The 13086-nt window shown below is 65.5% G+C and carries 8 protein-coding genes and 4 tRNA genes; all 12 read left to right on the top strand.

The features are described from left to right. Positions 1-43 precede the first annotated feature (43 nt). The 12 genes from AC1RGU_RS08350 to AC1RGU_RS08405 all read left to right on the top strand — a co-directional run bounded on the left by AC1RGU_RS08350 (position 44) and on the right by AC1RGU_RS08405 (position 13078). The gene (locus AC1RGU_RS08350; protein ID WP_139703705.1) at positions 44-1246 is read left to right on the top strand and encodes an efflux RND transporter periplasmic adaptor subunit; all 1203 of its coding nucleotides are present in this window, start codon (positions 44-46) and stop codon (positions 1244-1246) included. Next, entirely contained in the window at positions 1243-4419 is a 3177-nt protein-coding gene (locus AC1RGU_RS08355) for an efflux RND transporter permease subunit (RefSeq protein WP_492695929.1), read from the top strand. The genes AC1RGU_RS08350 and AC1RGU_RS08355 overlap by 4 nt, the downstream gene beginning before the upstream one ends. Before the next feature lie 204 nt (positions 4420-4623). Beyond that, a tRNA-Leu gene (locus AC1RGU_RS08360) sits at positions 4624-4710 on the top strand. A 26-nt stretch (positions 4711-4736) separates the two neighbouring features. Continuing rightward, positions 4737-6050, top strand: a complete 1314-nt coding sequence (tig, locus tag AC1RGU_RS08365; RefSeq protein ID WP_070060465.1) for a trigger factor — start codon at positions 4737-4739, stop codon at positions 6048-6050. 123 nt (positions 6051-6173) lie between these two features. Next, positions 6174-6782: an ATP-dependent Clp endopeptidase proteolytic subunit ClpP gene (clpP, locus tag AC1RGU_RS08370; RefSeq protein WP_062475843.1), complete on the top strand. Its 609-nt coding sequence runs from the start codon at positions 6174-6176 to the stop codon at positions 6780-6782. A 110-nt stretch (positions 6783-6892) separates the two neighbouring features. Then, positions 6893-8161: an ATP-dependent Clp protease ATP-binding subunit ClpX gene (clpX, locus tag AC1RGU_RS08375; protein ID WP_062475840.1), complete on the top strand. Its 1269-nt coding sequence runs from the start codon at positions 6893-6895 to the stop codon at positions 8159-8161. A 15-nt stretch (positions 8162-8176) separates the two neighbouring features. Beyond that, positions 8177-10618 carry an endopeptidase La gene (gene lon, locus AC1RGU_RS08380; protein ID WP_159277150.1) on the top strand — a complete coding sequence of 814 codons (2442 nt, stop codon included), beginning with the start codon at positions 8177-8179 and terminating at the stop codon, positions 10616-10618. A gap of 61 nt (positions 10619-10679) precedes the next feature. Beyond that, positions 10680-10755, top strand: a tRNA-Gly gene (locus tag AC1RGU_RS08385). A gap of 63 nt (positions 10756-10818) precedes the next feature. After that, positions 10819-10892 (top strand) — tRNA-Cys (locus AC1RGU_RS08390). A gap of 98 nt (positions 10893-10990) precedes the next feature. After that, positions 10991-11082, top strand: a tRNA-Leu gene (locus tag AC1RGU_RS08395). Positions 11083-11105: 23 nt separating this feature from the next. Next, positions 11106-11744 carry a DUF6806 family protein gene (locus AC1RGU_RS08400; protein ID WP_095745079.1) on the top strand — a complete coding sequence of 213 codons (639 nt, stop codon included), beginning with the start codon at positions 11106-11108 and terminating at the stop codon, positions 11742-11744. A 29-nt stretch (positions 11745-11773) separates the two neighbouring features. Beyond that, on the top strand, positions 11774-13078 hold the full coding sequence (locus AC1RGU_RS08405; protein ID WP_492695932.1) for an MFS transporter: 1305 nt from the start codon (positions 11774-11776) through the stop codon (positions 13076-13078). Positions 13079-13086: the final 8 nt, after the last annotated feature.

The following is a 13086-nucleotide window of genomic DNA, read 5'->3' on the forward strand; positions in this document are numbered from 1 at the left end:
GGTGGGTCATTAATGACCCGGTTCCTCTTTTCTTGGGTGTCTCATGACCGCCTCCGCCGCCTCACTCCGTGCCCGCAGCGCCGCCTGGCTGCTGCTTCCCGCCATCTTTCTGGCCGGCTGTTCGCCGAAACCGCCTGCCCAGGAGCCCGTGAGGGCGGTCAAGTTCGTGACCGTCGGCACCAGCGACTACGACGCCCAGCCCGAGTTCTCGGCCGAGGTGCGGGCCCGGGTCGAATCGCGCCTGGGCTTCCGGGTGGCGGGCAAGATCATCCGCCGCCAGGCCGAGCTCGGCCAGCACGTGCAGGCCGGCCAGGTCTTGGCTCAGCTCGATCCGCAGGACTACCGCCTGGCCGCCGAGGCCGCCCGCGCCCAGCAGGCCGCCGCGCTGACCAACCGCGATCTGGCAGCCGCCGACCTCAAGCGCTATACCGAACTGCGATCGCAGAACTTCATCAGCGGCGCCGAACTGGAACGCCGCGAAACCACCTGGAAGGCAGCCCAGGCGCAGCTCGAGCAGGCGCAGGCGCAACTGGCCTCGCAAGGCAACCAGGCCAGCTACACGACGCTGGTGGCCGACGTGGCAGGCATCATCACGGCCATCGAGGCCGAGCCGGGCCAGGTGGTGCAGGCCGGCACGCCGGTCGTGCGCATCGCCCAGGACGGCGCGCGCGACGTGGTGTTCGCGGTGCCTGAAGACCGCGCCGCGCTGATCAAGCCCGGCTCGCCGGTCGCGGTGCGCGGCTGGTCCGGCGGCGAGGTGCTGCAGGGCCAGGTGCGCGAGGTCGCGGCCAGTGCCGACGCGGTCACGCGCACCTACTCGGTCAAGGTGTCGATCGACGCCGCGACCTCGCCGGCGCTTGGCGCCACCGTCTACGCCAGGCCGCAGGCCCTGGCCCGCACCGACGTCGCGGTGATCAAGCTGCCGACCAGCGCACTGCGCCAGGAAGGCAAGGGCTCGGCGGTCTGGGTGCTCGACAAGGACAGCATGACCGTGCGCTCGCAGCCGGTGCAGGTGGTCACGGCCGACGGCAATGAAGCCGTGATCGGCTCGGGCCTGTCGACCGGGATGATGGTCGTGGCCGCGGGCGTGCACGTGCTGTCGCCAGGGCAGAAGGTCACCATCTACCAGTCGAAGGAGGCCATGGCGGCCGCCGCCAATGGCCAGCAACAGGCGCAGGCGAAGCAGCAGGCCGTCGAGGCCGTGGCCGCGACGAAGAAGGAGATCGCAACGGGTGCCGCCAAATGACGGAAGGCCCAGCGACCCCCGCGACAACCCCGGCGCCTGAGTCTGAGTACAAGTCGCCCGGCTTCAATCTTTCCAAATGGGCGCTGGACCACGCGCCCCTCACGCGCTACCTGATGGTGGTGCTGATGGTGCTGGGCGCGTTCGCGTACTTCCAGCTCGGCCAGGACGAAGACCCGCCGTTCACCTTCCGTGCGATGGTGGTGCGCACCTACTGGCCCGGCGCCACCGCGCAACAGGTGGCCGAGCAGGTCACCGACAAGCTGGAGCGCACGCTGCAGGAAGCACCGTACGCCGACAAGATCCGCAGCTACTCCAAGCCCGGCGAGTCGCAGATCATTTTCCAGATCAAGGATTCGTCCAAGGCCGCCGAGGTGGCCAACGTCTGGTACACGGTGCGCAAGAAGATCGGCGACATGCGCGGCACCTTGCCCGCGGGTGTGCAGGGGCCGTTCTTCAATGACGATTTCGGCGACGTCTACGGCGTGATCTACGCGCTGGAGAGCGAAGGCTTCAGCTACGCCGAGCTCAAGACGCTGGCCGACGACGTGCGCCAGCAGCTGCTGCGCGTGAAGGACGTGGCCAAGGTCGACCAGTTCGGCGTGCAGGACGAAAAGGTCTTCATCGAGATCTCGCAGAAGCGCCTGGCGCAGCTGGGGCTCGACTTCAACGCCGTGCTGGCCCAGCTCGGCTCGCAGAACGCGGTCGAAAGCGCCGGCACGATCCAGTCGCCGCTGGACGTGGTGCAGGTGCGCGTGGGCGGCCAGTTCACCAGCGTCGAGCAGCTGCGCGAGATGCCGATCCGCGGCAGCTCGGGCAACCAGATCAAGCTCGGCGACATCGCCGAGATCCGCCGCGGGTACGTCGATCCGCCGGCCGTCAAGGTGCACCACCAGGGCAAGGAAGTGATCGCGCTCGGTGTGTCGATGGCCAAGGGTGGCGACATCATCGCGCTGGGCAAGGCGCTCAAGGCCACCACCGCCACCATCGACCAGCGCCTGCCGGCCGGCGTGAAGCTGGCGCAGGTGCAGGACCAGCCGGTGTCGGTGGCCAGCTCGGTCAACGAATTCGTCGGCGTGCTCATCGAGGCCGTGGCCATCGTGCTGGCCGTGAGCATCATCGCGCTGGGCCTGCACAAGGGCGGGCGCTTCGGCTGGTACATCGACATGCGCCCCGGGCTGGTGGTGGCGATCACCATTCCGCTGGTGCTGGCCGTGACCTTCCTGGCCATGAACTACTTCGGCATCGGGCTGCACAAGATATCGCTGGGGTCGCTGATCATCGCGCTCGGCCTCTTGGTGGACGACGCGATCATCGCGGTCGAGATGATGGTGCGGAAGATGGAAGAGGGCTACGACAAGGTCCGCGCCGCCACCTTCGCCTACGACGTCACGGCCAAGCCGATGCTCACGGGCACGCTCATCACGGCGGCGGGCTTCCTGCCGATCGGCATCGCCAAGTCGGTGACGGGCGAGTACACCTTCGCGATCTTCGCGGTGACGGTGATCGCGCTGGTGCTGTCGTGGATCGTGTCGGTGTACTTCGTGCCGTACCTGGGCACGCTGCTGCTCAAGGTGAAGCCGCACGACCCCGACGCGCCGCCGCACGAGCTGTTCGACACGCCGTTCTACAACAGCTTCCGCCGCGCCGTGAACTGGTGCGTGCAGCATCGCTGGCTGACCATCGGCGCCACCGTGCTGATCTTCGCGCTGGGCATCGTCGGCATGGGCAAGGTGCAGCAGCAGTTCTTCCCCGATTCGAGCCGGCCCGAGATCATGGTGGACATCTGGTTCCCCGAAGGCACCTCGTTCGCCGCCAACGAAGAGGTGGCCAGGCGCGTCGAGCAGCGCGTGATGAAGGAAGAGGGCGTGAAGACCGTCAGCACCTGGATCGGTTCCGGCGTGCCGCGCTTCTACCTGCCGCTGGACCAGGTGTTTCCGCAGACCAACGTGTCGCAGCTCATCGTGCTGGCCAAGGACCTGAAGGTGCGCGAAACGCTGCGCCTGCGCCTGCCCGCCTTGCTGGCCGAGGAATTTCCCGAGGTGCGCGGCCGCGTCAAGCTGCTGCCCAACGGCCCGCCGGTGCCGTACCCGGTGCAGTTCCGCGTGATCGGCACCGAGCCCGCCCAGCTGCGCGCCCGCGCCGACGAGGTGAAGGCCGTGCTGCGTGAGAGCCCCAACATGCGCGGCGTGAATGACAACTGGAACGAGTCGGTCAAGGTGATCCGCCTCGAAATCGACCAGGCCAAGGCGCGCGCGCTCGGCGTGACCAGCCAGGCCATCGCCCAGGCCTCGCGCACCATGTTCAGCGGCACCACGGTCGGCCAGTACCGCGAGAACGATCTGCTGATCGACATCGTGCTGCGCCAGTCGGCTGACGAGCGCGAGGCGATTTCGGACATCGGCAATGCCTACATCCCGACGACCACGGGCCGTTCGATCCCGCTCACGCAGATCGCCCGGCCGGTGTTCACCTGGGAACCCGGCGTGATGTGGCGCGAGAACCGCGACTACGCCATCACCGTGCAGGGCGACGTGGTGGAAGGCCTGCAGGGCGCCACCGTGACCGAGCAGCTGCTGCCGAAACTGCGCGAGCTGGAAGCCGGCTGGCATGCGGCCGGGCAGGGCGGCTACCGCATCGAGGTGGCGGGCGCCGTGGAGGAAAGCTCCAAGGGCTCGGCCTCGATCGTGGCGGGCGTGCCGATCATGCTGTTCCTGGTGTTCACGCTGCTGATGCTGCAGCTGCACAGCTTCAGCCGCTCGCTGCTGGTGTTCATCACCGGCCCGATGGGCATCGCCGGCGTGGCCGCCGCGCTGCTGCTGCTGAACCGGCCTTTCGGCTTCGTGGCGCTGCTCGGCGTGATCGCGCTGATGGGCATGATCCAGCGCAACGCCGTGATCCTGATCGACCAGATCGAGCTCGACCGCGCCGCCGGCGTGCCGGCCTGGGACGCGATCGTCGAATCGGCCGTGCGGCGCCTGCGCCCCATCGTGCTGACCGCCGCGGCGGCGGTGTTGGCGATGATCCCGCTGTCGCGCAGCGTGTTCTGGGGCCCGATGGCCGTGGCCATCATGGGCGGGCTGATCGTGGCCACCGTGCTGACGCTGCTGGCGCTGCCGGCCATGTATGCCGCGGCCTTCCGCATCAAGCGGGAGCCGCAAACCGCTGCCGCCTGAAAAGGCGCTTTTCAGGGGCCGTTGTCGCGCGGCCCGTATCCCTTGCGCGAGAGTGGGTGAAATCCCCCAAAGGGGAAGCCGGAAGGCCCCCATTCTTGCGTTTAAAATGCGCGGTTGACCGATTTCAGGCGGACGGTCTTGGGCCAGCGGTTTTTCCGCAGCGCCGAGGCCGTCCGCCTTTGCATTCACCTGAAATTTGGCATCGCGCGGGTGGCGAAATTGGTAGACGCACCAGGTTTAGGTCCTGACGTTCGCAAGAACGTGCCGGTTCGAGTCCGGCCCCGCGCACCAGCCACACCCCTCACAAGGAAGACACCATGACCGTGAACGTTGAAACTCTCGAGAAGCTCGAACGCAAGATCACGCTGACCCTGCCGGTCGGCACCATCCAGAACGAAGTCGATTCGCGCCTCAAGAAGCTCGCGCGCACCGTCAAGATGGACGGCTTCCGTCCCGGCAAGGTGCCGATGAACGTCGTGGCCCAGCGCTACGGCTACTCGGTGCATTACGAAGTCATGAACGACAAGGTCGGCGAGGCCTTCTCGCAAGCCGCGAACGAAGCCAAGCTACGCGTCGCCGGCCAGCCCCGCATCACCGAGAAGGAAGAGTCGCCCGAAGGCCAGCTCGCCTTCGACGCGGTCTTCGAAGTGTTCCCCGAAGTCAAGATCAATGACCTGTCGGGCGCTGAAGTCGAGAAGCTGTCGGCCGAAGTCGGCGACGAAGCCATCGACAAGACCCTGGACATCCTGCGCAAGCAGCGCCGCACCTTCGCCCAGCGCGCCCAAGACGCTGTGGCCGAAGACAACGACCGCGTGACGGTCGACTTCGAAGGCAAGATCGACGGCGAACCCTTCCAGGGCGGCAAGGCCGAAGACTTCCAGTTCGTCGTCGGCGAAGGCCAGATGCTCAAGGAATTCGAAGACGCCGTGCGCGGCATGAAGTCCGGCGACAGCCGCACCTTCCCGCTGTCGTTCCCGGCCGACTACCACGGCAAGGACGTGGCCGGCAAGCAAGCCGACTTCATGGTCACCGTGAAGAAGATCGAAGCCTCGCACCTGCCCGAAGTCAACGAACAGCTGGCCAAGTCGCTCGGCATCGCCGAAGCCACCGTGGAAGGCCTGCGCGCCGACATCAAGCGCAACCTCGAGCGCGAAGTGAAGTTCCGCCTGCTGGCCCGCAACAAGAACGCCGTGATGGACGCCCTGGTGGCCAACGCCGAACTCGACCTGCCCAACGCCAGCGTGCAGTCGGAAGTCGCCCGCATGATCGACGGCGCCCGCGCCGAGCTCAAGCAGCGCGGCATCAAGGACGCCGACAAGGCCCCGATCCCCGAAGAAGTGTTCCGCCCCCAAGCCGAGCGCCGCGTGCGCCTGGGCCTGGTCGTGGCCGAGCTGGTGCGTGCCAACAACCTGCAGGCCAAGCCCGAGCAGATCAAGGCCCACATCGACGAGCTGGCCGCCAGCTACGAGAAGCCGCAAGACGTCGTGCGCTGGTACTTCAGCGACAACAACCGCCTGGCGGAAGTCGAAGCCGTGGTCATCGAGAACAACGTGACCGACTTCGTGCTGGGCAAGGCCAAGGTCAACGAAAAGTCGGTGTCGTTCGACGAACTGATGGCGCAGCAGCAGTAAGCTGGTTTCCGTCGCTGCATGCAGCAACGCCGATGGGGCTTGTGCTTTGCGGCACGAGCCCCATTTCACTCAGGCGTACAGTTCAATCAGAGCGAACGAATCCATTTTCCGGAGAGCAAATTCATGAGCGCACAGGAAATTCAAGGCCTCGGCATGATCCCGATGGTCGTCGAGCAGTCGGGCCGCGGCGAGCGGTCGTATGACATCTACTCGCGTCTCCTCAAGGAACGCATCATCTTCCTGGTGGGCGAGGTCAACGACCAGACCGCCAACCTCGTGGTGGCCCAGCTGCTGTTCCTCGAGAGCGAGAACCCGGACAAGGACATTTCGTTCTACATCAACTCCCCGGGCGGCAGCGTGAGCGCCGGCATGGCGATCTACGACACGATGCAGTTCATCAAGCCGTCGGTGTCGACCATGTGTCTGGGCTTCGCGGCCAGCATGGGCGCCTTCCTGCTGGCGGCCGGCGAGAAGGGCAAGCGTTTCTCGCTGCCCAACTCCAAGATCATGATCCACCAGGTGCTGGGCGGCGCACGCGGCCAGGCCACCGACATCGAGATCCATGCGCGCGACATCCTGCGCACCAAGGACCAGATGAACCGCATCCTGGCCGAACGCACCGGCCAGCCGCTGGAAAAGGTCAAGTCGGACACCGAGCGCGACTACTTCCTGACGGCCGACGAGGCCAAGGATTACGGCCTGGTCGACCAGGTCGTCTCCCAGCGCGGTTAATGCCGCCCGGCGCCTCGGGCGCCCAAAAGGCAAAAACGGCGTTTCCCACACGGGAAACGCCGTTTTTGTTTAGTTATCATTGTCCATACCCTGTCACGAGGCAAAAGTCCATGGCCGAAAAAAAAGGCACCTCCAGCGAAAAAACGCTTTATTGCTCGTTCTGCGGCAAGAGCCAGCATGAGGTCAAGAAGCTGATCGCGGGCCCTTCGGTCTTCATCTGCGACGAATGCATCGACCTGTGCAACGAGATCATCCGTGACGAGCTGCCGGCCGGTGAGGAAGCGCGCGACGCGCGCAGCGACCTGCCCACGCCGCTGGAGATCAAGACCAACCTCGACAACTACGTGATCGGCCAGGAGCCGGCCAAGCGCATGCTGTCGGTGGCGGTCTACAACCACTACAAGCGCCTGCGCCACAAGGAAAAGAACACCAAGGGCGACGAGGTCGAGCTCAGCAAGAGCAACATCCTCTTGATCGGCCCCACGGGTTCGGGCAAGACGCTGCTGGCGCAAACGCTTGCGCGCATGCTCGACGTGCCCTTCGTGATGGCCGACGCCACCACGCTGACCGAAGCCGGCTACGTGGGCGAGGACGTCGAGAACATCATCCAGAAGCTGCTGCAAAGCTGCAACTACGAGGTCGAGCGCGCCCAGCGCGGCATCGTCTACATCGACGAAATCGACAAGATCTCGCGCAAGTCCGACAACCCCTCGATCACCCGCGACGTGTCGGGCGAGGGCGTGCAGCAGGCGCTGCTCAAGCTCATCGAAGGCACCATGGCCAGCGTGCCGCCCCAGGGCGGGCGCAAGCACCCGAACCAGGACTTCCTGCAGATCGACACGACCAACATCCTGTTCATCTGCGGCGGCGCCTTTGCGGGCCTCGAGAAGGTCATCGAAAACCGCACCGAGGCCTCGGGTATCGGCTTCGGCGCCGCAGTGAAGAGCAAGGCCCAGCGCAGCATCACCGAGGTGTTCCGCGAAGTCGAGCCCGAAGACCTGATCAAGTTCGGCCTGATCCCCGAACTCGTGGGCCGCATGCCCGTGGTCGCCTCGCTGGCCGAGCTGAGCGAAGACGCGCTGGTGCAGATCCTGACCGAGCCCAAGAATGCGGTGGTGAAGCAGTTCACCAAGCTGCTGCAGATGGAAGGCGTGGACCTCGAAATCCGTCCCGCGGCGCTCAAGGCGATCGCCCGCAAGGCGCTGGCCCGCAAGACCGGCGCGCGCGGCCTGCGCTCGATCCTTGAACAGTCGCTGATCGACACCATGTTCGAATTGCCGAACGCGACCAATGTCGACAAGGTGGTGGTCGAGGAATCGACCATCGACGAAAACAAGCCCCCGCTGCTCGTGTACCGCGAAACGGCGAAAAAGGCCTAAAGGACAAGGACGCTCATGTCTGGTCATACCCCGTTGCCCCCCGAAGCCCTCGACCTGCCGCTGCTGCCGCTGCGGGACGTCGTGGTGTTTCCCCACATGGTGATCCCGCTCTTCGTGGGACGCCCCAAGAGCATCAAGGCGCTCGAGCTGGCGATGGAGGCCGAGCGCCGCATCATGCTGGTGGCCCAGAAGGCCGCCGCCAAGGACGAGCCCTCGGTCGAGGACATGTTCGAGGTCGGCTGCGTCTCGACCATCCTGCAGATGCTCAAGCTGCCCGACGGCACCGTGAAGGTGCTGGTCGAAGGCCAGCAACGCGCCCGCGTGAACCGCATCGATGACGGCGAGACGCACTTCTCGGCCAACGTGACGCCCGTCGAGGCGCCCGAAGGCGGCGAGAAGGGCACCGAGGTCGAGGCGCTGCGCCGCGCGGTGATGCAGCAGTTCGACCAGTACGTCAAACTGAACAAGAAAATCCCGCCCGAGATCCTCACCTCGATCTCGAGCATCGACGACGCCGGCCGCCTGGCCGACACCATCGCCGCCCACCTGCCGCTCAAGCTCGACAACAAGCAGGCCGTGCTCGACCTGGACGACGTCAAGGCGCGACTGGAAAACCTGTTCGGCCAGCTCGAGCGCGAAGTCGACATCCTGAATGTCGACAAGAAGATCCGTGGCCGCGTGAAGCGCCAGATGGAGAAGAATCAGCGCGACTTCTACCTCAACGAGCAGGTCAAGGCCATCCAGAAGGAGCTCGGCGAAGGCGAAGAGGGCGCGGACATCGAGGAGATCGAGAAGAAGATCAAGCTCGCCAAGATGTCCAAGGAAGGCCTGAAGAAGGCCGAGGGCGAGCTCAAGAAGCTCAAGCTCATGTCGCCCATGTCGGCCGAAGCCACGGTGGTGCGTAACTACATCGACGTGCTCATCAGCCTGCCGTGGAGCAAGAAGACCAAGATCAAGCACGACCTGGCCAATGCCGAGGCCGTGCTCAACGCCGACCACTACGGCCTCGAGAAGGTCAAGGACCGCATCCTTGAATACCTCGCGGTGCAGCAACGCGTCGACAAGGTGAAGGCGCCCATCCTGTGCCTCGTGGGCCCACCGGGTGTCGGCAAGACCTCGCTGGGGCAGTCGATCGCCAAGGCGACCGGCCGCAAGTACACCCGCATGGCGCTGGGCGGCATGCGCGACGAAGCCGAGATCCGCGGCCACCGCCGCACCTACATCGGCGCGCTGCCGGGCAAGGTGCTGCAGGGGCTGAGCAAGATCGGCACGCGCAATCCGCTGTTCCTGCTGGACGAAATCGACAAGCTGGGCACGGACTTCCGCGGCGATCCGTCGAGCGCGCTGCTCGAGGTGCTCGACCCCGAGCAGAACCACACCTTCGGCGACCACTACGTGGAAGTCGACTTCGACCTGAGCGACGTCATGTTCGTCGCCACCTCGAACTCGATGAACATTCCGCCGGCGCTGCTGGACCGCATGGAAGTCATTCGCCTCTCGGGCTACACCGAGGACGAGAAGACCAACATCGCGATCAAGTACCTGCTGCCCAAGCAGATGAAGAACAACGGCGTGAAGGACGACGAACTGGCCGTCACCGAATCCGCCGTGCGCGACATCGTGCGCTACTACACGCGTGAAGCCGGCGTGCGCTCGCTCGAGCGCGAGCTGTCCAAGATCTGCCGCAAGGTGGTGAAGGGCCTGCTGCTCAAGCAACTGACGCCCAAGGTCACGGTCGACGGCGAGAACCTCAACGAGTTCCTCGGCGTGCGCAAGTACAGCTTCGGCCTGGCCGAGAAGCAGAACCAGGTCGGCCAGGTGGTGGGCCTTGCGTGGACCGAAGTCGGCGGCGACCTGCTGACGATCGAGGCCGTGACCATGCCCGGCAAGGGCGTGATCAGCCGCACCGGTTCGCTCGGCGACGTGATGAAGGAATCGGTCGAGGCCGCACGCACCGTGGTGCGCAGCCGCTCGCGCCGCCTGGGCATCAAGGACGAGGTGTTCGAGAAGCGTGACATCCACATCCACGTGCCCGACGGCGCCACGCCCAAGGACGGCCCGAGCGCGGGCGCGGCGATGACGACGGCCTTCGTGTCGGCGCTCACGGGCATCCCGGTGCGTGCCGACGTCGCGATGACCGGCGAGATCACGCTGCGCGGCGAAGTCACCGCCATCGGCGGCCTGAAGGAAAAGCTGCTGGCAGCATTGCGCGGCGGCATCAAGACCGTGCTGATCCCCGAAGAGAACGCCAAGGACCTGCAGGACATTCCCGAGAACGTGAAGAACGGCCTCGAGATCGTGCCGGTGAAGTGGATCGACAAGGTGCTTGAGATCGCGCTCGAGAAAATGCCCGAGCCGCTGTCCGACGAAGAGGTGGCCGCTTCGGCTGCTGCGGTGGCCGAACTGGCCAAGCAGCGCGCTGCGGCGCCGGCCGTCGAAGGCTCGGTCAAACATTGATCGATTGATTGCAGAACTTGTGGAGCCTCAAAAAACTGGTATATAATTTGAGGCTCGAAACGCGGGAATAGCTCAGTTGGTAGAGCGCAACCTTGCCAAGGTTGAGGTCGAGAGTTCGAGACTCTTTTCCCGCTCCAGTTTTGAAAAAGGGAAGCAAGCAGCTTCCCTTTTTTTCGCAGTTCGATTTCGTTATTCAGCGTGGCGCGATAGCAAAGCGGTTATGCAACGGATTGCAAATCCGTCTAGCCCGGTTCGACTCCGGGTCGCGCCTCCACCCTCTCGTCAAGACCGATCGGCTCCGATACACAAGCCCCGCCAACCGACGTTGCCGGGGCTTGTTTCATTTGGGTTATCGTCGATGTTCAACCCGAGGCCCGGATGGTGAAATTGGTAGACACATCGGACTTAAAATCCGCCGCTTCCTTAATCGGGGCATACGGGTTCGACCCCCGTTCCGGGTACCACCATATTTACAAGGGAGTATTTGATGCCTCGCTACAACGCTCCATTTGAGATCCATGTGCATGGCGATGTGCCGCTGCGCTCGGACGTGAGCTTCGAGCAGATCCAGGAGGCGCTGCGGCCGCTCTGGAAATACGCAGGCGCCAAATCGCTGGCCGACGGTGCCACCAGCACCTACGAAGAAGAACCCGGCATCCGCTTCGAGCAGAAGGACCACACGCTGCAGATCTGCTGGACCGTGCCGGGCGACGAAGACTTCCGCCAGGCGCTCGACGAGATGTGCATGGGCCTGAACGAACTCTCCGAGCGCGGTGCCGCGATCGAAGTCACCTTCTACGACACCGATTTCGACGAGGAAGAGGGCGACCCTGACGAAGAGTCGCGCGACGACTTCCTGATGCTGTTCGTGGGTCCCAACCCGGCCGCGATCATGCAGGTGCAGCGCGACCTGTTGGTCGAAGACGTGGTCAACCTCATGGAACGCCACTTCGACGGCGCTGAGCTGGGCGGCGTGGTCGCCGAAATCGATCGCCTCTTCAGCGACCGTTTCGATGCCCTCGTGAACTCGCTCGAAATCGGCAAGCGTCCGCGCGGTGCCGGTGGGGCCGGCGGCGGCAGCGGTGGTGGTCACGGCGGTGGCCGTCGTCCGCGCCACCTGCACTAACCCTTCACTCCGCCCGGTCCCAAGGCCGCATGGCCCTGTTCCCAGCCTCCGCGTTGCGCCCCGGCGTGCGCAAGCGCGAGGTGTTCGGCTGGGCGATGTACGACTTCGCGAACTCGGGCTACACCACGGTCGTGATCACGGCGGTGTTCGCCGCCTACTTCGTGGGTGGCATCGCCAAGGGTGCGCCATGGGCCACCTTCGCGTGGACCGTGGCCCTCAGTACCTCGTACGCCATCGTGATGCTCACGATGCCCGCCATCGGCGCCTGGGCCGACCTGCGCGCCGCCAAGAAGCGCGTGCTGGTCATGACGACCACGGGCTGCGTGCTCGCCACGGCGGCTCTGGCGCTCACGCCTGGCTTTGCGGGCGGCGCGATGGGTGTCGCGCTCGCGATGGCGCTGGTGATCGTCTCCAATGCTTTCTATTCCTACGGCGAGTCGCTGACCGGCGCCTTCCTGCCCGAGCTGGCAACGGCCGAGGGCATGGGCAAGGTGAGCGGCTGGGGCTGGGCCTTCGGCTATGTCGGCGGCATGCTGGCGCTGGGGCTGTGCCTGGCGTACGTGCTGTGGTCGCAGGCCCATGGGCTGCCGGCGGCGCACTTCGTGCCGGTCACGATGCTGATCACGGCGGCGATCTACGGCGTGGCCGCCTGCGTCACCTTCGCGCTGCTGCCCGAACGCGCTGTGCCGCAGGCCCGCCGTGGCCAGGACAGCGCCTGGCGGCAATTGCGGGCCACCTTCCAGCAGGCGCGTGCCTACCGTGACTTCATGTGGCTGCTGGTCTGCACCGTCTGCTACCAGGGCGGCGTGGCGGTCGCGATCACGCTGGCGGCGATCTACGCCGAGCAGGTGATCGGTTTCGTCGCGAGCGAGACGATGGTGCTGATCTTCGTGCTCAACATCGCGGCCGCGCTCGGCGCCTTCGCCTTCGGCTACGTGCAGGACCGCATCGGCCACAAGGTGTCGCTGGCCGCGACGCTGCTCGCATGGACCGCGGTGTGCGTGATTGCCGCGTGGGTCACGACCAAGGGCGGCTTCTGGTGGGCCGCCGCCATCGCGGGGCTGGCGATGGGCTCGAGCCAGTCGGCCGGGCGCGCGATGACGGGCTACCTCGCGCCGCCGCAACAGCTGGCCGAGTTCTTCGGCCTCTGGACCTTCGCCACGCGCCTGGCCAGCATCATCGGCCCGCTGAGCTTCGGTGCCATCACCTGGGCCACCGGCGGCAACCAGCGCATCGCGATCCTCTCGACGGCCGTGCTGTTCATCGGCGGGCTGTTGCTGTTGTTGCCGATCGATATGCAACGCGGCCGCAAGGCCGCGCTGCAGGCTCGCTAGTTACTCAA

It is taken from the genome of Variovorax sp. GW823-FHT02B07 (assembly GCF_058797695.1).

What these genes read in the sequence shown, in the direction of transcription:
- AC1RGU_RS08405 (WP_492695932.1), top strand. Translation starts at nt 11,774, where the DNA reads ATGGCCCTGTTCCCAGCCTCCGCGTTGCGCCCCGGCGTGCGCAAGCGC.
- clpX (WP_062475840.1), top strand. Translation starts at nt 6,893, where the DNA reads ATGGCCGAAAAAAAAGGCACCTCCAGCGAAAAAACGCTTTATTGCTCG.
- AC1RGU_RS08400 (WP_095745079.1), top strand. Translation starts at nt 11,106, where the DNA reads ATGCCTCGCTACAACGCTCCATTTGAGATCCATGTGCATGGCGATGTG.
- tig (WP_070060465.1), top strand. Translation starts at nt 4,737, where the DNA reads ATGACCGTGAACGTTGAAACTCTCGAGAAGCTCGAACGCAAGATCACG.
- lon (WP_159277150.1), top strand. Translation starts at nt 8,177, where the DNA reads ATGTCTGGTCATACCCCGTTGCCCCCCGAAGCCCTCGACCTGCCGCTG.
- AC1RGU_RS08355 (WP_492695929.1), top strand. Translation starts at nt 1,243, where the DNA reads ATGACGGAAGGCCCAGCGACCCCCGCGACAACCCCGGCGCCTGAGTCT.
- clpP (WP_062475843.1), top strand. Translation starts at nt 6,174, where the DNA reads ATGAGCGCACAGGAAATTCAAGGCCTCGGCATGATCCCGATGGTCGTC.
- AC1RGU_RS08350 (WP_139703705.1), top strand. Translation starts at nt 44, where the DNA reads ATGACCGCCTCCGCCGCCTCACTCCGTGCCCGCAGCGCCGCCTGGCTG.